Origin of the sequence: Kocuria sp. KRD140 (assembly GCF_017168375.1) — a bacterium.
Taxonomy (GTDB): domain Bacteria; phylum Actinomycetota; class Actinomycetes; order Actinomycetales; family Micrococcaceae; genus Kocuria; species Kocuria marina.
On sequence record NZ_JABFAW010000002.1, the window covers coordinates 96,257 to 118,267 of the forward strand.

The window sequence follows — 22,011 nt, forward strand, 5'->3', positions numbered from 1 at the left end:
GACCTGACCTTCCGCCGCCGCGGGGCCGCGCTGTTGCGCCGCGCCCGCGCGGCGACAAGCTGAGCCGTCCCACCCTCGGCGGGCGAGCGGCGTCGTCGGCGGAAGACCTCAGCGCAACTGCGAGAGCTGCTGGCCCACGACGAGGCTCACGCCGTCGCCGCGCATCGAGACTCCGTAGAGCGCGTCCGCGATCTCCATGGTGCGTTTCTGGTGGGTCACGATGATCAGCTGCGAGCTCTCCTTGAGCTGCTCGAAGATGGTGAGCAACCGACCCAGATTCCGGTCGTCCAGCGCGGCCTCAACCTCGTCCATGACGTAGAACGGGGACGGCCGGGCCTTGAAGATGGCCACGAGCAACGCGAGTGCCGTCAGGGAGCGCTCGCCGCCGGAGAGCAGGGAGAGCCTCTTGATCTTCTTCCCGGCGGGCCGGGCCTCGACCTCGACCCCCGAGTTGAGCATGTCGTCCGGGTCGGTCAGGCGCAACCGCCCCTCCCCGCCCGGGAACAGGGTCGCGAACACCGAGACGAACTGTTCCGCGGTGTCCCGGTAGGCCTGGGCGAAGACCTCTTCGACGTGCTGGTCCACCTGCCGGATGATGTTGCGCAGATCCGTGCGGGAATTCTTGACGTCCTCGAGTTGGGTGACCAAGAACTTGTGGCGTTCCTCGAGCGCGGCGAACTCCTCGAGCGCGAGCGGGTTGACCTTGCCGAGCGCCTTGAGCTGCTTCTGCGCGCGCTGCAACCGGGTCTCCTGCTCCTCGCGTCGGAACGGGGTCCCGGCATCGGTCATCCGGGGCAGAGCCAGCTGCACGGGCGCGCCGTCCTCCTCGGCGCGCTGGGCCGCCTCGAGCGCTGCGTCCGCGTCCAGGACGGGCAGGTGGGGGCCGTAGTAGTCCACGAGGAAGTCGGGGGTCATCCCCAACTCCTCGAGGGCCGTGGTCTCGAGCCCCTCGAGCCGGGCCCGGCGCTGCGCGAGGTCCAGTTCCGCACGATGCAGCTGTTCGGTAAGTTCGCCGATCCGCCGGGTGAGCTCGTCACGTTCGGAGCGCAATCGCTGCGCGACCTCGTCCAGCCCGGCCCTGCTGGTCTCGATGGCGTCGCGCTGGGCGGCCGCCCGCGCCGCGGCGTCGTCGGCGCGTTCCCGGAGATAGCGCGCGGCCTCCCCCACGGCCCGCGCCACGACCGCTTGCACGCGGCGACGCTCCGCACGCCGCGCGGCCTCGGCCTGCGCGACACGTTCGGTACGCGCCGCCCGCGCCTGGGCCTGCGCCCGGGACTCGGCGTGGCGATGTTGTTCCTCGAGCCCGCGCAGCGCGAGCCGCGCCTCGGTCTCGACCTCGCGGGCGGTCCGGGCCTGCTCCTCGGCACGGTCCTTGGCGGACGCGGCCGCGAGCTGCTCGCGGTCGAGGTCCTCCTCGTCCCCGGTCTCCGCGGCCTCGGCGCGTTCCACGGCCTCGCGCAGCTCCGCATCCCGCTGGGTCAAACGCTGCTGTGCGGTCGCCAGGACACCGCGGCGCCGTTCCAGTTCGGAATCCGCCGACGACGCCGTGGCCTCCGCCCTGCTCGACGCCGCCCCGGCCGCCGCGGCCTCCTGCTGGGCCCGCTGCGCGGCCCGGCCGGTCTCGCGGACTTCCCGTTCCGCGCCCGCGCGCTGTTCCTCGGCCTCCCGGGCCCGTTCCGCCGCGGTCTCTGCGGCGTCCCGCAAGGTCGCGGTCTTTTCCACCTCGCGGTCGATCAACGCGAGGATCTCGAGGTTGCCGGCCGCATCCGTGGCTCCGCCCTGGACCCGATGGACGCCGTACACGTCACCGTCGCGGGTGACCACGCGCCACGCGGCGTCGGCCCGCCCGTCCTGCGCCGCGGCGTCGAGGACCGCGAGCGCGGCGGTCGCGTCCGGGGCGAGCACCGTGGTGGCGAGTGCGGCCCGCACCGCGGCCACGACGGCCGCGTGGCCCGTGGTGTCGGATTCCTCCGGGGCCGAGGAGAGGACCTCTGTGGCGCGCACGCACCCCTCGGGCAGCGCTGGACCGGTGACTTCGGTGGCCGCGCCGTCCTCCCGCGCGATCACGAGGTGCACGCGACCCGTCCCGGCATCGCGCAGCCGCGAGAAGACCCGGGCGGCCGAGGTGTGGGACGCCACGGCGAGCGCGTCGGACCACGGGCCCAGCGCGGCGGCCACGGCGCGTTCCCACCCCGGGCTCACGCGCACGGCCCGCGGCACCTCCCCCAGCACGGGGACGACGTCCGCCACCGAGGACGAGCCGTCCGGTTGCCGCACGGACTCGCGCAGAGTCTCGAGGCGCACGATGTGGGCGTGCAGCGCGCTCGCGGTCTGCTGTCGGTGGTCGTCCGCCTCCCGCGAGCGGGCGCGAGCGGCGTCGGCCGTTTCCTGGGCTTCGCGGGCCCGTTCCCCGAGGCGCTGCGCCTCGACCGCGGTGGCCTCGGCCGTCTCGCGCAGGGACGCGGTGTCCAGACGGGCACTCTCGGCGCGGGTCACGACGTCGGAGAGCTCCCCGCGAACACGCTCCACGTCCGCTTCTGCGGCCGTGAGCGCCGACCGCGCGGCCGTGACCGCCGCGGCGAGCCGGACCTGCCCCGCGCGTCGGTCCGCGGCACGGCGCACGAGCGCGGCCGATTCCTTTTCCGCGTCCCGCGCGGTCGATTCGGCGGCCTCACGCGCCGCATGCGCACGGTCGAGGTCCTCGCGCGCCCCCGCGACCCGTTCGGCCAGCTGTTCAGCCTCGACGAGTGTCCGGGCGGCCTGTTCCTCGAGGGTCTGCGCGTCCCGGTTCGTGGCGGCGGTTTCCTCGGTACTGCCCAGCAGCCGACGGCGCTCCTCGGCCAGGGCCGCCAGCGCCCGGTAGCGGTCGCGCACCGTGCTCAGTTCGTACCAGCTCGTGCGGGCCGCGTTCAGTTCCGGGGTGGTGCGCGCGGCACGGGTCTCGGTCTCCTGCAGCCGCTGGGCGAGATCCGCGGCCGCGGTCTCGAGTTCGGCCTTGCGTTCGCGCGCCGCGCGGCTCGCGTCCTGATCCGTGTCCATCCCGGCGCGCGCCGCCACGAGATCGTCCGCGAGCAGACGGGCGCGCGCATCACGGACGTCGTACTGGATCCGCTGCGCCTTACGAGCCGTGCGCGCCTGCCGACCCAGGGGCGTGAGCTGACGCTGGATCTCACCGGTGAGGTCCTCGAGCCGGTCCAGGTTCGCCTGCACCGATTCGAGCTTGCGCAGGGTCTTCTCCTTACGGCGGCGGTGCTTGAGGATCCCTGAGGCCTCCTCGATGAACCCACGGCGGTCCTCGGGGGTGGCCTGCAGGATCCGGTCCAGCTGCCCCTGCCCCACGATCACGTGCATCTCCCGACCCAGCCCGGAGTCGGAGAGCAGCTCCTGGATGTCCAGCAACCGGCACGAACGGCCGTTGATCGCGTATTCGGAGCCCCCGGAGCGGAACAGCGTGCGCGAGATGGTGACCTCGGAGTATTCGATCGGCAGGGCGCCGTCGGCGTTGTCGATGGTCAGGGACACGTGTGCGCGGCCCAGGGCGGAGCGACCGGAGGTGCCTGCGAAGATGACGTCCTCCATCTTCCCGCCGCGCAGGGACTTGGCGCCCTGCTCCCCCATGACCCACGCGAGGGCGTCCACCACGTTGGACTTACCCGACCCGTTCGGCCCCACGACCGCGGTGACCCCGGGCTCCATGTGGAACGTGGTGGCGGACGCAAAGGACTTGAAACCACGCACGGTGAGGGTCTTCAGATGCACGCGGGGGTCTCCAATGTCGTTGTCGCTTACGCCGCCCCTCGGCGCGCGCACCGGCGGGTGACAGGCGCGCCGACCTGGGCGATCACGAGCGCGGGGGCAGCCCCCGAGTCTACCCGGGGCGGGCCCCGCGGCGGTGCGGGGCGCGTGCGGGGGCTCACACCCGCGGCTCACCGGGGCCGGAACGGCCTGCGCCCGCAGAGAAACGCCACGTACATCCGAAGGGAGCTGTCAGTCGGGACCGTTAGACTGAGCCGGTCCAACCCGCTAGTTCACCCGAGCGCCGAGGCTCTCCTCTCACGATCGATTCCTTGACGGTACGGGTGGCGTCTGATCGAAAGCGCCACATTGACCGGTAACTCCACCATCAGAAACCGAAATGCCGCAGTCCTATCCGTGACCAAGACGGAGGCGGACGTGGTAATTCCGTCTACTCGGTTCGATGAGGAGTTGGCAGAGACCTTCCGGCGGCTGCGCATGCCCAAGGGGCTGCTCGAGCGACTGGCCGGGATCAAGGAACGCCGCGGTTGGGCACCGGGACGCCACTTCACGGACGGCGCCACGGAGGCCGGCCAGGAGGCCCTGCGGCAATCGGGGGTGGCCCCGGAGCAGATCGGGTTGTTCATCAACGCGTCCGTGACCCGCGACAACTTCGAACCCGCCGTGGCCGTGGGCATCCACGACCGGTTGGGCCTGCCGAGCTCCGCGCTGAACTTCGACATGACCAACGCGTGCCTGGGCTTCGTCAATGCCCTAACCGTGGCAGCGTCCATGATCGACGCCGGGGCGATCGAGTACGCCCTGGTGGTCGCCGGTGAGGACCCCTCCCCGTGGCACCACGCAGCGGTGGAACGGTTGCGCGGGGACGACATCACCCGCGAACAGGTGGTGCAGGAGTTCGCCACGCTCACGCTGGGGTGCGGTGCCGCCGCGGCCGTGGTGGGCCCCGCGGACCGCCACCCGAACGGGCACCGCATCGTGGGATCCGTCACGCGCGCGGGCACGGAGTTCAACCACCTGTGCATCGGCGGGGACGACGGCATGTTCACGGACGCCACCGGGCTGCTCAACCACGGGGTGGGCCTCGTGGTCGAGGCGTGGCTCGAGGCCGAGAAGGACGGCTGGCAGTGGCGGGACATGGACTCCTACGTGACCCACCAGGTCTCCAACTCGCACACCAACAAGCTCATCCAGGACATGGGCCTGGACGCGGGCCGTGTCCCCCTCACCTTCCCGTACTGGGGCAACGTGGCCGCCGCGGCCCTGCCCATGACACTCGCGCTCGAGGCCGAGCGGCTCGAACCCGGCCAGCGCGTGCTGTGCCTGGGCGTGGGCTCGGGCCTGAACACGACCCTCATGGAGATCGCCTGGTAGCCCGCCCGTAGCCCCCGGTCACCGCCTCACAGAACGGAGGAGCAACGTGCTCTCCACACCCTCCCCGGAACGCACCACCACGGTGCGTCTGCCCTTCACCGACACCCCGCTGCCGGGTGTGGACCCCGCGTGGTCCACCACGGTGAGCGTCCCGACCACGGCGGTCGTGGAACCCGTGCCCGGCAGGAAGCGCCGCTGGCACGTGCTGGACAACGGGGACGCGATCACCGAGGCGGGCCGCAGTCCCCGCGGGATCATCCTGGCGGTGCACGGCAACCCCACGTGGTCCTACCTGTGGCGGGACGTGGTGCGCGCCGGCCAGACGGCCGAGCAGCCGTGGCGCGTGGTGGCCGTGGACCAGCTGGACATGGGCTTCTCCGAGCGCACGGGATTGTTCCGTCGGCTCGAGGACCGCGTCCGGGACCTCGGGGACCTCACGCACGCGCTGGGCATCGACGACGCCGGACTGCCGGTGGTCACCTTGGCCCACGACTGGGGCGGGCTCATCTCCCAGGGCTGGGCGCAGGAACACCCGCAGCTCCACGCGGCGACCATCATGACCAACACCGCCGTTCACCACGACAACGCCGAGCCCATCCCCTCGGCCCTGCGGCTCGCGCTCAACCGCGCCGTGCACGAACCCCTCACCTCCGGGACCACCGCGTTCCTGGACACCACCCTGGCCCTGTGCGATCCCGCCCCGGCCAAGGACCTCAAGAAGGCCTACAAGGCTCCGTACACCTCCCGCGAGCGCCGCGAGGGCATCGCGCACTTCGTCGCCGACATCCCCGCCGAACCGGGCCACCCCTCCAACGCGGCGTACGAGCGCATCGCCGGGCGGATGAGCGCGCGCGAGGTCCCCACGCTGCTGCTGTGGGGCACCAACGATCCCGTGTTCCAGCAGCGTTACCTCGAGGACCTCATGCGGCGGGCACCCCACGCGGACGTCCACCGCTTCGAAGGCGCCAAGCACCTGCTGCCCGAGGCCCGGGACATCGCCCCAGCGATCCTCACGTGGCTCGGTGAGCGTTTCGGTCAGGACGAGCCCGTGGTGCAGGCCCACCGTGAGCGCCGCGCGCGCGGTCGCGGGGACTTCGTGCCGTTCTTCGCCGAACTCGACGCACGACGCCGCGACGCCTCCCCCGCCGTCGTGGACATGGGACCCGTCATGGGAACCGTGGACGGTTCCGCACCGGCGCTCAACGTGGAACGCACCGTGACCTGGGCCCAGCTGAGCACGTCCGTGGACCAGCTCGCGGTGGCCCTGCTGCGCACGGGCGTGCGCCCCGGGGACCGTGTGAACCTCATGGTCCCCCCGGGCTCCATGCTCACCACCCTGATCTACTCGTGCCTGCGCATGGGCGCGGTGATCGTGGTCGCGGACCAGGGGCTGGGCCGCAAGGGACTGACCCGGGCGCTGCGCGGTTCGTCCCCCGACTGGTTCATCGGCATCCGCAAGGCCCTCATGGGTGCGCGCGCCCTGGGCTGGCCCGGACGCCGGATCTCCGCGGACCGGCTGGACCCCGTGTCCAAGAAGCTGCTGGGCGTGGAACACACCGTGGCCGAGCTCATGGACTCGGTGACCACCGTGCGCCCGGAGGACATCCCCGCCGTGGACCCGGACGCCGCGGCCGCCGTGCTGTTCACGTCCGGCTCCACCGGACCCGCCAAGGGCGTGGTCTACACCCACCGCCAGATGGCCGGGATGCGCGACACCATCCGGGACACCTACGGGCTGCGGGCCGGAACCGGACTCGTGGCCGGGTTCGCGCCGTTCGCGCTGCTCGGCCCCGCCCTTGGTGCCGCCTCCGTCACACCGGACATGGACGTCACGAGCCCCAAGACGCTCACCGCACAGGCGCTCACCGAAGCTACGATGGCGATCGGCGCCACCGCGGTATTCGCGTCCCCCGCGGCCATCGCCAACGTCCTGGCCACCGCGGACGAGCTGTCCCCCGCCGAGCGTGATGCGCTGGCCCGGGTGGACCTCATGCTCTCCGCCGGAGCGCCGATCCCCGAGGAGCTGCTCGCCCGGTTGCAGGAGCTGATGCCCGCGGCCGAGCTGCACACCCCCTACGGGATGACCGAGGCGTTGCCCCTGACCGACGTCAGCTTGGACGTGATCCGCGCGGCACGGGAGGACGCCCAGAGCGGCGTCGAGGGTGCGGGCCGCGGCGTGTGTGTGGGCACCCCGGTCGAGGGAGCGCAGCTCGGCGTATTGCCGCTGCGCGCGGACGGCTCCGTCTCCCCCGACATCGTGACCACCCCTGGTGTCACCGGCGAGATCGTGGCGCGCGCACCGCACGCCAAGGACCACTACGACCGGTTGTGGATCACGGAGCGCGCCTCCGACCTGACCCCCGGCTGGCACCGCACCGGGGACGTGGGGCACTTCGACGCCCGTGAGCGGCTGTGGTACGAGGGCCGCCTGGCCCACGTGATCACGATGTCCGACGGGCCGGTGTCTTCCGTCGCGGCGGAGCACGCCGCCCAGACGGTTCCCGGTGTGGGCCGCGTGGCCGTCGTGGGTGTGGGCCCCCGCGGTTCCCAGTCCCCCGTGGCCGTGATCGAAACGGTGCCCCCGGCCGCCAAGCCCCACGTGGCCCCCGCGGATCTGGCCGAGCGCGTGCGCGCTACGATCGATTTCGCGACCGGGCTGGCTGTGAGCGCCGTGCTCGTGATCCCCGAGCAGCCCACGGACATCCGCCACAACTCCAAGATCGACCGCGCCGAATTGAGTGACTGGGCCGAGCAGGCCCTGGCCACCGGAAAGATGAGTGCCCTGTGAGCCACGACCAGACCCCTGCTCCCGACCGCTCCGGCGCCGGCCGCCACCGCGCCGACGATCACGACGCCGCTGCGCCCGCTCCCGGGGCCACCGCGGCCGGGGCGGCGTCGTCGGCTCCCCGGAACGACGGGAACGCAAGCAATTCCGATGCAAACGCATCGGATGGAGACCGGCAGGACACCGCTCCCGGCGTCGCGCAGATCGCGGATCCCGAGCGTGGCGGCGCCACCGCGACCCAGGGTGAGCTGACCGGGGACGGCCGCACCGTGCTGGTGACCGGCGCGTCAGGGATGCTCGGAGGGGACGTTGCCCGCGTCCTGCTCTCGCGCGGCTGGCGCGTGCGCGTCTTCCAGCGGGGTCACGCATCCGTGGCCGAGCGCGAAGGCGTCGACGAGGTGCTCGGTTCGGTGACCGATCCCGACGACGTGGCGCGCGCGCTCGACGGCGTGGACGACGTCATCCACCTCGCGGCCAAGGTCTCCTTCACCGGGGACTGGGAGGACTTCGTGCGGGTCAACGTGACCGGGACGCGTGTGCTGCTGTGCCAGGCGCAGAACGCCGGGGTGCAGAACGTGGTCTTCGTGTCCTCGCCGTCCGTGGCCCACGCGGGCGTGTCGATCGAGGGCGCGGGCGCGGAACCCGCGAACCCCCAGACGGCGCGCGGGAACTACGCGCGGTCCAAGGCCGCCGCTGAACTGCTCGGCCTGAGCATGGACGGCCAGCGCGACCTCAAGGTGGCCGCGGTACGTCCGCACATCGTGTGGGGCCCCGGGGACACCCAGCTCGTGGAGCGCGTCGCGGATCGCGCGGCGGCCGGGCGGATGCCGTACCTGGACAACGGTGCGGCCATGATCGACACCACCTACATCGACAACGCGTCCGAGGGCATCGTGCGGGCGCTCGAGCGCATTGACACCGTGCGCGGACGCGCGCTGGTGATCACCAACGGTGAGCCCCGCCCGGTGGGCGAACTCATCGCGCGGATGTGCCGCGCCGCGGGCGCCCCCGCGCCCACGCGCTCGATCCCCGGTGGCGTGGCACGCTTCGCCGGCCGCGTCATCGAGAAGGTCTGGCCGTACCTGCCCGCGAAGTTCCGCGGCGGGGACGGCGAGCCGCCCATGACCGAGTTCCTGGCCGAGCAGCTGTCCACGGCCCACTGGTTCGACCAGCGCGAGACCCGCGAACTGCTGGACTGGACGCCGTCCGTGAGCCTGGACGAGGGCTTCGCGCGGCTCACCGCGTACTACTCCGACAAGCCGCGCCCGCAGCGCAACACGGGATCGGTCGCGGTGTCACGCGTGGTGGAGGTCGCCGACGACCAGCGCACCCGCGCCGAGGACGCCTCGATCGCCCCCGAAGAAGAGAGCGGGACGAGCAACGACCTGCAGATCGTGCGCGCACAGTAGGCGCTGTCGTGCCCGCGGCGTGGAGCCGCGGGCACGATGCGAACCAGGGTGCAGGCCCCGCTACCCGGCCTCCGCGTGCGGTTGCTCAGTAGTGGTAGCGCGCTTGCAGGATGATGAGATCGTCACCCACGACCATGTAGACCAGCCGGTGTTCGGCAGTGATTCTCCTCGACCACGCGCCTCTGCCTCCGGTGCATCCTGGCGTGAGTGGCCGGGTACGACGTCCGGACAGGGCCGGGACCGATGCCCGGATCAATCGATCTCTTCGCCGGCGAGGGCCTTGGCGGCCAGGCGCTCCTCCTCACTGACCTCCCACACCTCGTAGGCGGCGTGCAACGCGAGCAGGATGATCAGACATCCGAGGACCAGGTCCGGCCAGCCTGAGCCCGTCCATGCGGTGATCAGGGCCATGACGATGATCGCCACGTTCACCAGCACGTCGTTGCGGGCCGAGAGGAACGCGGCGCGGCCGAGGGAGCCGCCGTGGTTGCGGACGCGGGCGATGACGAGAGCACTCGTCCCGTTGATGACAATGGAGCCGAGCGAGGCGAGGACGACGGGCAGCGCGTCCGGTGCCACAGGCTCGGCGAACCGCTGAGCTGCTTCCCATGCCGCGAACGCGGCCGGAGCGAGGATCACGACGGCCATGACCTTGCCCATGACGGCGCGCTTGGCCAGGGCCCAGCCGAGCGCCACGAAGATCAACAGGTTGATCGAGGTGTCCTCGAGGACGTCGACACTGTCGGCCAGCAGCGACACCGACCCTGAACCGAGCGCGACGAAGAACTCGACGAAGAAGTACCCGAAGTTCAGGAGGGCGACCGTGAGCACAGCTCGACGGACCCGGGGTGCATCGAAGGCGCCGGGCGCCTTCCCCGGGTTCTCGTCCGGTTCACTGGGAGCATTCATGGGCACAATTCTCGTCATTGGCTCTCGGGGTCGCCCCGGGGCCAGCGGGTGATCCGGATGGCCTGGGCGGCGTGGGGACATCGATGCCGGTCTCGACCCCCGACGGGCGAGCCGCCTGCGGGGTCTCTCGTCAGGGCCGGAAACGTCTCGGCCGCCGCTGGCACCGCGAGCAGCGATACGAGGAACGGTTGGCGAAGCGCTCACGCACGATGACGCCGTCGTCCCCGCCGGCCTCGCAGCGAGGGCACGGCTGGCCGGCGCGGCCATAGGCGTTGAGTGACCGGGAGAAGTACCCGGACTCGCCGTTGACGTTGACGTACAGCGAGTCGAAGCTCGTGCCGCCTGCGTCCAGCGCGCGACGCATGACCTCCTGGCACGCCGCCACGAGTGTGTATGTGCGCGGCGCGGTCATGGTCTCGGTGGGCGCGGCCCAGTGCAGGCGCGCCGCCCACAGCGCTTCGTCCGCGTAGATGTTGCCGATCCCGGAAATCAGCCCCTGGTCCAGCAGCGCGCGCTTGAGCCCGGTCCGACGACGCCGCAGCGCCGCGTGGAAGGCCGCGACGTCGAAGAGCGGGTCCAGCGGATCGCGCGCAATGTGCACGGCGTGTTCCGGGACCGTGCCGTGGCCGTCCGACGCGGGCACCAGACGATCCAGCAGCATTCCACCGAAGATCCGCTGGTCCACGAACCGCAGTTGCTCTGGCAACGGCTGCCCGGACTCGTCGAGCGCCGGGGACAGCTCCAGCCGGATGCGCTCGTGGCGCGGCCTGGGGTGTTCCGGGGAGGACACGAGCAGTTGCCCGCTCATCCCCAGGTGCACGAGCAGTGCGCGGGAAGGTTCTGACCCATCCGCAGCGCGCACGGGCAACCACAGGAACTTGCCGCGCCGGCACGCGTCGACAACTGTCAGCCCGGTCAATTCGCGGCGGAAGTCCTCCGGGCCGTCGGTGTGTCGCCGCAGGGACCGGGGGTCCACGACCTCCACGTCCTCCACGGTGCGCCCCACGACCCAGCGGGCGACGCCGCGGCGCACCACTTCCACTTCGGGCAACTCAGGCACGGCGCGCTCAGTTCTCGGTGGCGAAACGTTCGACGATTGCCTCGCACGCGACCGCGGCGGCCGCGCGTTCGGCGGCCTTCTTGGACGTCCCCTCGCCGTGTCCCAGGACATCACCGTGCACGACGACGTCCGCGGCGAAGCGGCGCGCGTGGTCCGGGCCGGTGCCCTCGACCTCGTAGCGCACGGTCCCCAGCTCGTACTGGGAGGCGAGTTCCACCACGCGGGTCTTCCAGTCGCGGCCCTCGTGCAGCACGCGGGTGTCCTCGAGTAGGGGGACGATCAGTCGCAGCACGAGATCGCGCGCGGGCAACGGCCCACACGCCTCGTAGACGGCGCCGATCAGGGCCTCGGTGGTGTCCGCGAGGATGGAGGCCTTCTCGGCCCCGTGCGTGCGGATCTCGCCCTTGCCCAGGCGGATGTGGGGGCCGAGGCCGAGGGTCTTGGCGACCCCGGCGAGCGCGCGGGCGGAGACCACGGATGCCCGCAGTTTCGCGAGGCTCCCCTCGTCCCACTCGGGATAGCGGTGGAAGATCTCGTCCGTGACCGCGAGCTGCAGGACCGCGTCCCCCAGGAACTCGAGGCGTTCGTTGTGGACTTCCCCGGGATGCTCGTACGCGTACGAACGATGTGTGAGCGCAATGCGAAGCGTCTCGGTGTCGAGGTCGACACCGAGACGCTCAAGCAGTTCGCCGGGATCCGGCAAAATGGTCACCTTACGCGTCAGCGACCTTGCGACCCTTGTACTCGTAGAACAAGGGGGTGCCGGCGGAATCGGAGACCAGCTTGGCCTGGTGCGGCAGGCTGTAGCTGACCTTGCCGTTCTCCACGGTCTTCACCAGTTTGGGGGCTTGCGCCTTCCACTGGGAGCGGCGCATCCGGGTATTCGCGCGGGACATTTTCCGCTTGGGAACAGCCACGGCTATCTCTCTTCTCTCGTGTCGGTTGTCGGCTCCGACGCCTGCGGATCCCCCGATTCGGTCATCAGCCCCTGCAGGGCGGACCAGCGGGGATCCAGGACGTCGTGGTGGTGGTCCGGGTCGTTCTCGAGCCGTGCGCCGCACTGGGCGCACAGGCCCGGGCAGTCAGCCCGGCACACCGGTTGGAACGGCAGTTGTGTGATCACTGCGTCCCGAAGCATCGGTTCGAGGTCGATCTCCTCGTCCCGCACTTCATACACTTGCTCGTCCTCGACGTTCTCGTCACCCTGGGGGGACGGATCGAAGACGAAAAGTTCTTGCACGTCGACCGGTAGTTCGTAGTCGATGGGGTCGAGGCATCTACTGCATTCCCCGTGAACGCTCACGATCACGGTTCCGGACACCAGAATACCGTCGTGGACGGATTCCAGGCGCAGCTGCAGATCCATGGGCGCGCCCTCCGGCGAGCCGATGAGCGCCGTACCGAAGTCCTTCGGTGCGGGTGCCTCGACATCCAGGGTTTCCATGGTCCCCGGTCGGTGTTCGAGATCCCTGACGTTGAACGTGAGGGCTGAACTGTTGCGGTGATTCACGAAACTCCTGGCTAACGACACTGGCCGACAGACCACCTTAGCATGCCGACCCTCGTCGGTTCATCCCACGGGCCCCGTCCGGATGTCCCCCGGACGCACGGCCCTGGCACCCGCGGGCTCTCGCCGGGCGACGGCCCGCCCGATCAGCGGCGCGGTGAGACCATGCAGCAACACGGAGCAGAACACGACCATGACCACACTCTCCAGGATGATCCCGATCTGCGTATCGATCCCGGCCTGCAGGGCGAGGAGCGCCAGCACGACGGAGGCGATCCCGCGCGGATCCAGCCACGCGATCGAGGCGCGTTCGGGCCAGGTCGCTTGGGACCAGGATGCAGGCCAGCACGAGGCACAGGGACAACCGGACGTCCGGCAGCAGGTACCTGGCGGCGAAGAACACCGCGATGAGACTGAGGGGCAGGGCCAGGAACAGCACGTGAAGCACCGGGGTGCGGCTGCGACGCGGGGCGTCGCGGATGTCCAAAGCGTCCATGAACAGCAACACGGACAGGATTACTTCCACGGTGCGTTCCACCGAGGTGCTGGTCAGGGACTCGATCAACGGGGTCGAGCTCTACCACCCCGCGGCCATGCCCGACCTGGCAATTCCGCCGGGCCCCTCAGTGCCGTTCGATGGCCCGCAGGACGGGGTCGGGAACGAACGACGCGACGTCGCCCCCGAGTGCCGCGACCTCCATCACGAGGGACGAGGACACGTGCAACAGGGACGGCTCCCCCGGCAGGAACACCGTCTCCACGCCCGTGAGGGAACGGTTCATGGTGGCCATGGGCAGTTCGTAGTCGTAGTCCGCGCTGTTGCGCAGCCCCTTGATCAGGGCCACCGCCTCCCGGCGCTCCGCGTAGTCCGCGATCAGCCCCGATGCGAGCGGTTCCACGACCACGGCCGGTTCGTCCGCGAACACCTCGCGCACCAGTTTGATCCGGGTGTCCTCGCTGAAGCGGTGGGTCTTGTTGGGGTTCGTGGACACGGCCACGATCACCTCGTCGAACAGGCGGGCAGCGCGGTGGATCACCGCGCAGTGTCCCAGGTGCAGCGGGTCGAAGGACCCCGGGCAGATGGCGCGTCGCATGGCACCACCCTAGCGGCAGGGATTCCTAGAATGGGCCCATGATCGCAGACGCTCACGACCACTCGCCCGCGGCCGCACCCCGCGCCGATCCCGCCCGGGAGAGGCCCCGCGCCCAGCCGTGGCAGCGCATGGCCGCAGGCGGCGGGCTGCTGGATCCCTCCGGGGCCCTCCGTTCCACGGTCTTCGAAGAGATGACGGCGCTCGCCACGCGCACCGGCTCGGTGAACCTCGGTCAGGGGTTCCCGGATTTCGCGCCGCCGCAGCCCATGGTCGACGCCGCGGTGGCCGCCCTGCACACCGGGCACCACCAGTACGCGCCCATTATCGGCGTCCCCGCACTGCGCCAGGCGGTGGCTAAGCACCAGCGCGACCACTACGGTCTGCACCTCGACCCCGATTCGCAGATCGCCGTGAGCGCGGGCGCGACCGAGGGCATGACCGCGGCGCTGTTGTCCGTGCTGCAGCCCGGGGACGAAGTGGTCATGTTCGAGCCGCGCTATGACCTCTACGGCGCGGCCGTGGAATTCACCGGCGCCACGCCCGTTCCCGTCCCCCTGCTCCCCCCGACCTTCACGCCGGACCCGGACGACGTGCGCGCCGCGTTCTCCCCCCGCACCCGCGCCGTGATACTCAACGACCCGCACAACCCCACGGGCACGGTGGCGTCCCGCGAGTTCAAGGAACTGCTCGTGGAGCTCGCCACGGAGTTCGACGCCGTGATCGTGACCGACGAGGTGTACGAGCACCTCCGGTTCGCCGGGCCCCATGAGCCCATCGCCTCCCTGCCCGGGGCTGCGGAGCGCACCCTGAGCGTGTCCTCCGCGGGGAAGACGTTCTCCGCCACGGGCTGGCGCGTGGGCTGGGTGAGCGGCCCGCCCGAGCTGATGCGCGGGGTCATCGCCGTGAAGAGCTATCTTTCGCACAGCGCGGCCGCCCCGCTGCAGCACGCCGTGGCCCATGCACTGAGTTTCCCGCCCGCGTTCTACGATGCGCTGCTCGAGGACTACCGCGAGCGCCGAGACGTGCTCGTGGCCGGGCTGCGGGAGGCCGGGCTGACCCCGCCGGTTCCCGAGGGCACGTTCTTCGCGGTCGCGGACGTGAGCGATCACTACGCGCTCGCCGGGGTGGACAACGCCACGGACCTCGGCCGGCACTGGGCCGAGAACGCGGGTCTGGTGGGCATCCCGGTCTCGGCGTTCGCGGGTCCCGCGAACCGGGGGCTGTACGCGGACTGGCTGCGGTTGGCGTTCTGCAAGCGCACGGACGTGCTGCGCGGGGCCATGGCGGGACTCGCCGCCGCGGTCTGACAGGCCGTTACCGGGCGCCGACGGCGGCGCGCTCGGCCTCGCGCAGCTCCGGCTCGCGAGGTGCCTGAGCCGGCGCAGCTGACCAGGTCGACCGCGCAGGGGCCCGGGTCGACCACGCCCGGACCGGGGTGACGCCGAGGTTAGTCCGCGTCCGAGGCACCGGGCGCGTGGTCGTCCGCTTCGAGGAACCACAAGCGGGTCTCGCCATGCTCGCCGTCCTCGAAACGGCGCAGGCCACGGGGCCACGCGGGCTCCTCGGTGCGTGTGGAACGCTCGACCGCGATCACCCCGCCCGGCCCCAGCCGACCCGCGAGCCGCGAGAGCGTCCGGGCGAGCTCATCGTTGTCCAGAGGGTAGGGCGGGTCGGCGAGCACGAGGTCCCAGCGGTGGTGCGCGGCGCGGCCCAGGTACCCGGCCACGGCGGACTGCACGGTGGTGATCTTGGTGTCCGGGCACGACGCCGCTACGAGCGTCGCGTTCTCCCGACACACCGCCGCCGCCACGGCCGCTCGTTCCACGAGCGTGACGGTCGCGGCTCCGCGGCTCGCCGCCTCGAGGCCCAGGGCGCCCGAGCCCGCGAAGAGGTCGAGGACGCGTGCGCCCTCACACATGCCCCAGGCGTCGAGCCGGGCGAACAGTGATTCCTTGACCCGGTCGGTCGTGGGTCGTGTGGCCGAGCCGGGCACCGACTTCAGGCGTTGGCCGCCGGCTCGTCCGGCTATGATCCGTGTCATCCTCGCTCCAGGAATGCTTGTCGGTCCTCGTCCAGGACCCGTGTGATCGCCGCACGCAGGGCGGGGTGTTCGGTGAGCTGCGGGTCGTCGTGGACCACGATCTCCGCGGCGGCCCTGGCCCGTGCGACGAGGGCCTCGTCCCGCAGTGCACTGATCCACCGTAGGCCGGAGCGGCCCCCGGACTGGGACGCGCCCAGGATGTCCCCCTCCTTGCGCAGGCTCAGATCGACTTCCGCGAGATCGAAGCCGTCCGTGGTCGCGGCCACGGCGTCGAGACGCGCGCGCCCGGGATGATCGGGGGGTGTGCGGGTCACGAGCAAACACGTGCCCGGGTGCTCACCGCGCCCGATCCGCCCGCGCAGCTGGTGTAGTTGGGAAATCCCGAACCGTTCCGGGTCCGCGATGATCATGAGCGTGGCGTTGGGGACGTCCACCCCGACCTCGATCACCGTGGTGGAAACCAGTACGTCGGTGTTCCCCGCCGCGAAGTCCGCCATGGTGCGAGCCTTGAGTGGCGCGTCCTGCCGCCCGTGCAGCACGGCCACGCGGGCGCCCCGGAGTTCGGGCTGTGCGGCCACGAGCTCGGTGAGCCACGTGACGGTCGCGGGCTCGAGATCTTCCTCTTGCGTCTCGATGGAATCGCGCAGGCTCTCGAAGGGGGGCACCGCGGCGTCATCGCCGATCTTGGGCGCGACGACGTAGACCTGCCGGCCGCGCGCGACGTGCTCCGCGGCGAGCGCCCACACGCGGCGTTCCCAGGCCGGGCCGTGCTCGGCGAGGCCCACGACGAACGTGCCGATGGGTTGGCGCCCGCCCGGCAACTCCCGCAGTGTGCTTACGTCCAGGTCGCCGAAGACCGTCATGGCCACGGTGCGCGGGATGGGTGTGGCCGTCATCACGAGGGTGTGCGGGGCCTGGCCGGCCTTGTCCCGGAGGGCGTCGCGTTGTTCCACGCCGAAGCGGTGCTGCTCGTCCACGACGGCCAAGCCGAGGTCCGCGAACTGCACCGCGTCCTGGATCAGGGCATGGGTGCCCACCACGATGCCCGCGGCGCCGCTGGCGATGTCCAGGAGGGCCTTGCGGCGGGCGGGTGCGGACATGCTGCCGGTGAGCAGGGTGACCCGTGTGGCCTCCGGGTCCCCACCCAGCTGCCCGGCCATGGCGAGGGGGCCCAGCGCGGCCGTGATCTTCTCGTGGTGCTGCGCGGCGAGCACCTCGGTGGGGGCGAGCATGGCCGCCTGACCGCCGTGGTCCACGACCTGGAGCATGGCCCGCAGCGCGACCACGGTCTTACCGGAGCCCACATCGCCCTGCAGCAACCGGTTCATGGGTGCGGTGCCCGCGATCTCCCGGGAGATCTCCTCCCCGACCGCCCGCTGGCCAGGGGTCAGGGCGAAGGGCAGGGAGGCGTCGAAGCGGGCCAACAGGCCGTCCTCCCGCGGGGGTCGTGGGGCCACCGGATGCGCGGCGTGCTCCGCGCGACGGCGCACGAGCTCGGCCTGCAGGACGAACGCTTCCTGGAACCGGAACCGATTGCGCGCCCGTTCGTAGGCCGCCACGGTCTCGGGAACGTGCAGATCCCGGTAGGCCTGTCCTGGTTCCGGCAGTCCCTGCGCGGCGACGACGTCGGGCGGCAGCGGGTCCTGGATCGCGTCCAGGTCCGCGGTGAGCAGTACTTGCTGGACCACCTTTCCGATCCGCGGCGTGGTGAGCTTGCCGGACTCCGGGTACACGGGGATGGGCATGAGCTCACCGGAGTCCGAGGTGGCACGGGACACCGATTCGGGGGTGTCCACGAGGGCGTAGTCCGCGCCCGCCATCGACAGGTTCCCCCGGTAGAACTCCGGTTTCCCCGTGAACAGGGCGAGCGCCCCCACGGGGAGGTCCTTCTGGGCGGAGTACGCGTTGAAGAACGTGATCTTCAGGTAGGCACCGGAGTCGTCCGAGACCGTGACGTCCGTGAGACTGCGCCGAGGATCACTGCGCATGCGCCGGGTGCTTGTGCTCTCGACGCGTGCGACGAACGAGGTCCGCTCCCCCGCCACCAGGTCCGTGAGCGCCTGGATCTTCCCCCGGCGGATGTAACGCCGGGGCGCGTGGTCCAGCAGTTGGCCCACCGTGGTGATCCCCAGGTCCTGGGCCAGCAGGGACACCGTGGAGCGCGGGGACTTCCCGGGGACGTAACGGGTCAGGGGCTGGTCCAGCAGGTCCGCGAAGGCGGACAACCCCTGCGGCGCGGCAGGCGCATCCCCGTCCGGCCGGTGGCTGGTCACCGTGGCTCCGCCGCGAGGGACGTCACTGTCACATTGCGCGCGGTGCCGCGCCGGCGCATGAGGTCCAGCGCGGTGTCCGGGTCCGCGACGTGTACGTGGACGCGCCACGTGTACCCGTTCTCGTTCTCACTGACCGCGCTGACGATCACACTGTCCCCGGCGTCGTCGAGCTCGTGGCGCAGTTCGGCGGCGTCCAGGGCGGAGAGGTCCATGGTGCCCATGACCTCGTACCCCTCCGAGGGCTCCTGCTCGTCACTCGTGAGCGGCAGCGCGTGGTCCCGGACGATGTCCTGCACGGGGTCCGCGGCCGAGTCCTCCCCGCTGAGTTCGGTGCGCAGCGCCGCGAGGATGACGAGCATGCCGAGCGCGCCGGAATCCACCGTGCCGCGTTCGCTGAGCACCGGAATCTGGTCCACGGTGTCGATCACGGCCTGCGTGGCGGCCTGCACCATGAGGTCCAGCCACTCGACGAGCTGCTGATTGGACCCTTCCGCGGCGGTGTCCGGGACGGGTACCTCCCCGGCGGCCTGCAGGACGGAGATCATGGTTCCCGGAACGGGCTCGGTGAGTGCGGACCAGCACCGGACCTGGGCTGCCATGAGCGCCGCCTTGAGCTGCGCGGCGGTCAGCCGCACGCAGCCCTCCACCGCCTGACCCATGGCGGTCAACGCCACCGCGGCCAGTACGCCGGAGTTCCCGCGGGCCTGCTCGAGGGCGGCCTGGCCCGCGTAGACGAGCAGTTCGCCCACGTCCCTGCCCTCGATCAGGTGCGCGGCCTCCGCCGCGAATCCCACCGTGGCGCTGAGGTTCGCACCGGTGTCCGCGTCCGCGACGGGGAAGACGTTGAGATCGTCTAGAACGTCCGCGTGCTCGCGCAGCCGACGGTGCGCGGCGTCGAGCCAGTTGCGTATCTCGGTGGTGGACGAGCCGGCTCTATGGCTCAAAGTGATCCCATCCTTCGACGACATCGCGACCAAACCACTGCCGTGGGCTCCGGCCCGCAATGGTCACAGTGCCGCGCTCGTGGCGCCGCTGCCGTGCTTCGTTCCTTGCTGACGAGCCACCGCCCCGGGGGCCGTCCCCGCGGGGCAAGGGTGCACACGAGCCTATCGCACGGACCCCGGACGGCAGCGGGGAATCCACAGGGAGCACGGCGAGCAGACCGTGGTCCTCACCCCCCGTGAGCACCCACTGCCACGGGTCCACCCCGACGGCCTCCCCCGCGTGGGCGAGCGTGTGCACCGCGGGTTCCAGGGCCTGCGGGTCCAGGTCGATGCTCACGCCGCTCGCTCGTGCGATCCGGCGGACATCGCGCAACAGACCGTCCGAGATGTCGAGCATGGCGATCGCCCCCGCCCGAGCGAGTTCCGCCCCCACGGAAACGGGCGGGGCCGGTCGCAGTTGGGCGCGGTGCAGCGCGGTCCGTTCGGGCTCGGGGACGCCGTCCCAGCGCCCCGGCACGGGGGTCCGCAGGGCGTCCAGTCCGGCCGCCGCGCGGCCGAGCACGCCCACGTGCACGAGGGTCCCGCCCCGTCCGGCCCCACTGCGCAGTACGGGCTCACCCTCGAGCCTGCCCAGGACCGTGGCCGTGACGGACAGTTCCCGCCGCGAACTCGGAAACCCATGCGACCTGGGTGTCCCCCGGCAGGGTGAGGGACACGACCATGGCCGTGGGCACGGCCCCCATGGCGGCGATGTCCGCGAGGTTCTGCGCGGCGCACTTGTGCCCCACGTCCGCGCCGGTGGTGCGGTAACCGCACGGCCACACGATCGCGAAGTCCTGGTCCACGGTCAGCGTGTCCGTGGTGACCACGACCCGCTCGCCGGGGGCCGCGATCACGGCGCAGTCGTCCCCGGGTCCCACCAGGACGTGCGGTCCGTCCGTGGTGGCGCCCGGGAGGAACGCGTCCAGCAGCTCGGTCTCGCTGAGCTGGGACACGGTGGTCCCGGGCGGGGCGGCGGGCTCGTGCGTCATGTCCCTTACACTAGCGAGCCACTCCGACGGGCACAGTCACCGAACTCCCGGGTGCAGCACCTATCCTGGGTGCCATGATTCCCCCGGCCCCGCAGCACCCGTCCACGCCCACGTCCGCCGCGCAGGCCCCCGGGACTCGGCCGCGGCTGCGCGGCGTCGTACGAGGCGCAGGGCACGACGCCGCCACGGGGCGCGGGAGGGCGCGACCGACGTCGTCGTCCCGCCGCCGCGTGGCCGGCGCGGCTGTGGTGGGTGCGCTCGTGCTCACCGGGTGCGGTTCGACCGTAACCGTGGACGGCGCCCCAGACAACGCCAACCCCGACTGCGCGTCCGTGATGCTCGCGATGCCCGAGTCGGTGAGCGGGATGGATCAGCGGGAGACCTCGAGCCAGGGCACCACGGCCTACGGGGACCCGTCGGCCATGATCGTGCGCTGCGGCGCGGAGGAACCGGGACCCACCACGGACCCGTGCACGAACGTCAACGGCGTGGACTGGCTGATCTCCGAGGTGCCGGATCAGAAGGACCAGTGGCGCGCGGTGACCTACGGCCGTTCCCCCGCGGTGGAGGTGCTCTTCGACAGCAGCCGCGTGCCGTCCTCGACCGCGCTCGTGGACACGGGATCCGCCATGCAGAACATCGAGCAGACCCGGCAGTGCCTGTCCGTCAAGGACACCCTGGAGCAGCAGGGCCGCCCCTAGAAGGCGGCCTCACTCGACCGTGACCTCCACCCGGGCCCACGAGTTGTTCACGTAACCCTTGGGGTTCCACAGCACTCGCGGTGACTCCGGCTGGCACGCGCCGGTGCTGTCCCATGCGCGGGCCATCAGGACGTGGGACCCGGCCCCGGTCACCGGGACAAGTGCCTCCCAGTGCTGCCACGCCCACGGGGAGGCCGCCACATCCAGCTCGGCCTGGTGCCACGTGCGCCCGTCGTCCCCGGAGACGTCCACGCGCGCCACCGTGCGATCGTCCCCCGCGTACGCGTACCCGGTGACGCGCACCGGACCGCCCGGAACGTGCTCATGCTCCTCCGGGCTCAGGATGTCGCAGTTCAACGCGACGGATCCCAGACTGATGCCGTCCCCCGGCCCGGCGTGATCCGGGTCCGCCTCGGGCGGCAGGACGCGATAGGCCGTGGCCTGGAAGTAGTTCTCGGACGGGTCCGCGCGCACCGTGATCCCGCGCAACCACTTGACGCTGCGCGCCCCCACGTACCCGGGGACGACGACGCGCACGGGCGCCCCGTGCACCACGGGCAGGGGTTCGCCGTTCATCGCCCACGCGAGCAGCACCTCGGACGACAACGCCTTGGCGAGCGGGATCGACCCGCCGTAGGCCTGCGGGGGATCCGCGAGGTCGGAGACGTCCGAGGCCGTGAACTCCACGTGCCGGGCGCCGTCCGCGACACCGACCGACCGCAGGACGTCGCACAATCGAGCCCCGGTCCACGGCGCGGTGGAGGTGGCCCCGGGTCCCCACGGGTCCTCCCCCGGGATGTCACGCACGGGCAGGAAACCGGCACGGCGATTGCCCGCGCACTGCATCGTGGCCGTGAGCGTGTGGTGCGTGAACTCCTCCCGCAACCGTTCCGGCGTGAAGCTCGCGGACTCGTCGACGAGCCCGTCGACCGTGACCGCCCAGTCCCCGGGGTCGTTCTCGGGCACCGGGCCGTGATTGCGCACGTAGAAGGAATCGGGGGTCGTGATCGGATCGTGGAGTCCCGACCGGGGTGGTTCCGCGTTGTACGGGTCGGTCTCGTGGACGATCATGTCATCGCGTTTGTGCCACACGGGGTGCCCCTTCCGATCCCGGCGTTCACGCAACC

19 protein-coding genes and 1 pseudogene are annotated in these 22,011 nt (G+C 71.3%); 5 read left to right on the forward strand and 15 right to left on the reverse strand.

Annotated elements, in window-relative coordinates; all coding sequences use genetic code 11:
* Positions 1 to 108: 108 nt before the first annotated feature.
* Positions 109 to 3,759 (reverse strand): chromosome segregation protein SMC, encoded by a 3,651-nt coding sequence (gene smc, locus J1M36_RS02680; RefSeq protein WP_206478606.1) that lies wholly within the window; start codon positions 3,757 to 3,759, stop codon positions 109 to 111.
* 345 nt (positions 3,760 to 4,104) lie between these two features.
* Between smc and J1M36_RS02685 the strand changes: the two genes are divergently transcribed.
* From J1M36_RS02685 to J1M36_RS02695, 3 genes are all read left to right on the forward strand, one after another.
* Positions 4,105 to 5,130, forward strand: coding sequence for a 3-oxoacyl-ACP synthase III (locus J1M36_RS02685; protein ID WP_064846585.1), 1,026 nt, complete (start codon positions 4,105 to 4,107; stop codon positions 5,128 to 5,130).
* A gap of 46 nt (positions 5,131 to 5,176) precedes the next feature.
* Positions 5,177 to 7,918 (forward strand): alpha/beta fold hydrolase, encoded by a 2,742-nt coding sequence (locus tag J1M36_RS02690; RefSeq protein WP_286738113.1) that lies wholly within the window; start codon positions 5,177 to 5,179, stop codon positions 7,916 to 7,918.
* Positions 7,919 to 8,163: 245 nt separating this feature from the next.
* A complete protein-coding gene (locus J1M36_RS02695; protein ID WP_274606013.1) occupies positions 8,164 to 9,324 on the forward strand; it encodes an NAD-dependent epimerase/dehydratase family protein in 1,161 nt (386 codons plus the stop codon).
* An 85-nt stretch (positions 9,325 to 9,409) separates the two neighbouring features.
* On the opposite strand, the pseudogene J1M36_RS12635 reads toward J1M36_RS02695, so the two are convergent.
* From J1M36_RS12635 to coaD, 8 genes and pseudogenes are all read right to left on the reverse strand, one after another.
* Positions 9,410 to 9,505, reverse strand: a pseudogene (locus tag J1M36_RS12635) (type II toxin-antitoxin system YoeB family toxin); the annotation flags it as partial.
* 71 nt (positions 9,506 to 9,576) lie between these two features.
* On the reverse strand, positions 9,577 to 10,233 hold the full coding sequence (locus tag J1M36_RS02705) for a cation diffusion facilitator family transporter (protein WP_206478607.1): 657 nt from the start codon (positions 10,231 to 10,233) through the stop codon (positions 9,577 to 9,579).
* 130 nt (positions 10,234 to 10,363) lie between these two features.
* On the reverse strand, positions 10,364 to 11,293 hold the full coding sequence (gene mutM / locus J1M36_RS02710; RefSeq protein WP_206478608.1) for a bifunctional DNA-formamidopyrimidine glycosylase/DNA-(apurinic or apyrimidinic site) lyase: 930 nt from the start codon (positions 11,291 to 11,293) through the stop codon (positions 10,364 to 10,366).
* A gap of 7 nt (positions 11,294 to 11,300) precedes the next feature.
* Positions 11,301 to 12,005: a ribonuclease III gene (gene rnc, locus J1M36_RS02715; RefSeq protein ID WP_064845668.1), complete on the reverse strand. Its 705-nt coding sequence runs from the start codon at positions 12,003 to 12,005 to the stop codon at positions 11,301 to 11,303.
* Position 12,006: 1 nt separating this feature from the next.
* Positions 12,007 to 12,210, reverse strand: coding sequence for a 50S ribosomal protein L32 (rpmF, locus tag J1M36_RS02720; protein ID WP_012398114.1), 204 nt, complete (start codon positions 12,208 to 12,210; stop codon positions 12,007 to 12,009).
* A 2-nt stretch (positions 12,211 to 12,212) separates the two neighbouring features.
* Positions 12,213 to 12,803, reverse strand: coding sequence for a DUF177 domain-containing protein (locus tag J1M36_RS02725; RefSeq protein WP_064845669.1), 591 nt, complete (start codon positions 12,801 to 12,803; stop codon positions 12,213 to 12,215).
* A gap of 60 nt (positions 12,804 to 12,863) precedes the next feature.
* Positions 12,864 to 13,064 carry a hypothetical protein gene (locus J1M36_RS02730; protein ID WP_206478609.1) on the reverse strand — a complete coding sequence of 67 codons (201 nt, stop codon included), beginning with the start codon at positions 13,062 to 13,064 and terminating at the stop codon, positions 12,864 to 12,866.
* Between the two features lie 359 nt (positions 13,065 to 13,423).
* Entirely contained in the window at positions 13,424 to 13,894 is a 471-nt protein-coding gene (gene coaD / locus J1M36_RS02735; RefSeq protein ID WP_064845670.1) for a pantetheine-phosphate adenylyltransferase, read from the reverse strand.
* A gap of 38 nt (positions 13,895 to 13,932) precedes the next feature.
* Between coaD and J1M36_RS02740 the strand changes: the two genes are divergently transcribed.
* Positions 13,933 to 15,201 (forward strand): aminotransferase class I/II-fold pyridoxal phosphate-dependent enzyme, encoded by a 1,269-nt coding sequence (locus J1M36_RS02740; protein ID WP_206478610.1) that lies wholly within the window; start codon positions 13,933 to 13,935, stop codon positions 15,199 to 15,201.
* A 140-nt stretch (positions 15,202 to 15,341) separates the two neighbouring features.
* Here J1M36_RS02740 and rsmD read toward each other — a convergent pair whose 3' ends face one another.
* From rsmD to J1M36_RS12645, 5 genes are all read right to left on the reverse strand, one after another.
* A complete protein-coding gene (rsmD, locus tag J1M36_RS02745; protein ID WP_085106300.1) occupies positions 15,342 to 15,935 on the reverse strand; it encodes a 16S rRNA (guanine(966)-N(2))-methyltransferase RsmD in 594 nt (197 codons plus the stop codon).
* Positions 15,932 to 18,139, reverse strand: coding sequence for an ATP-dependent DNA helicase RecG (locus tag J1M36_RS02750; RefSeq protein ID WP_241246810.1), 2,208 nt, complete (start codon positions 18,137 to 18,139; stop codon positions 15,932 to 15,934). The genes rsmD and J1M36_RS02750 overlap by 4 nt, the downstream gene beginning before the upstream one ends.
* Before the next feature lie 65 nt (positions 18,140 to 18,204).
* Positions 18,205 to 19,152 carry a DAK2 domain-containing protein gene (locus J1M36_RS02755; RefSeq protein WP_240505578.1) on the reverse strand — a complete coding sequence of 316 codons (948 nt, stop codon included), beginning with the start codon at positions 19,150 to 19,152 and terminating at the stop codon, positions 18,205 to 18,207.
* The gene (locus J1M36_RS12640; RefSeq protein WP_241246777.1) at positions 19,142 to 19,720 is read right to left on the reverse strand and encodes a hypothetical protein; all 579 of its coding nucleotides are present in this window, start codon (positions 19,718 to 19,720) and stop codon (positions 19,142 to 19,144) included. The genes J1M36_RS02755 and J1M36_RS12640 overlap by 11 nt, the downstream gene beginning before the upstream one ends.
* Positions 19,721 to 19,766: 46 nt before the next feature.
* Positions 19,767 to 20,183: an AIR synthase related protein gene (locus tag J1M36_RS12645; RefSeq protein WP_241246778.1), complete on the reverse strand. Its 417-nt coding sequence runs from the start codon at positions 20,181 to 20,183 to the stop codon at positions 19,767 to 19,769.
* A gap of 74 nt (positions 20,184 to 20,257) precedes the next feature.
* On the opposite strand from J1M36_RS12645, the gene J1M36_RS02765 reads away from it, so the two are divergent.
* The gene (locus J1M36_RS02765; RefSeq protein ID WP_193519851.1) at positions 20,258 to 20,884 is read left to right on the forward strand and encodes a DUF3515 family protein; all 627 of its coding nucleotides are present in this window, start codon (positions 20,258 to 20,260) and stop codon (positions 20,882 to 20,884) included.
* 9 nt (positions 20,885 to 20,893) lie between these two features.
* Here J1M36_RS02765 and J1M36_RS02770 read toward each other — a convergent pair whose 3' ends face one another.
* On the reverse strand, positions 20,894 to 21,976 hold the full coding sequence (locus tag J1M36_RS02770) for a sulfite oxidase (RefSeq protein WP_206478611.1): 1,083 nt from the start codon (positions 21,974 to 21,976) through the stop codon (positions 20,894 to 20,896).
* Positions 21,977 to 22,011 lie beyond the last annotated feature (35 nt).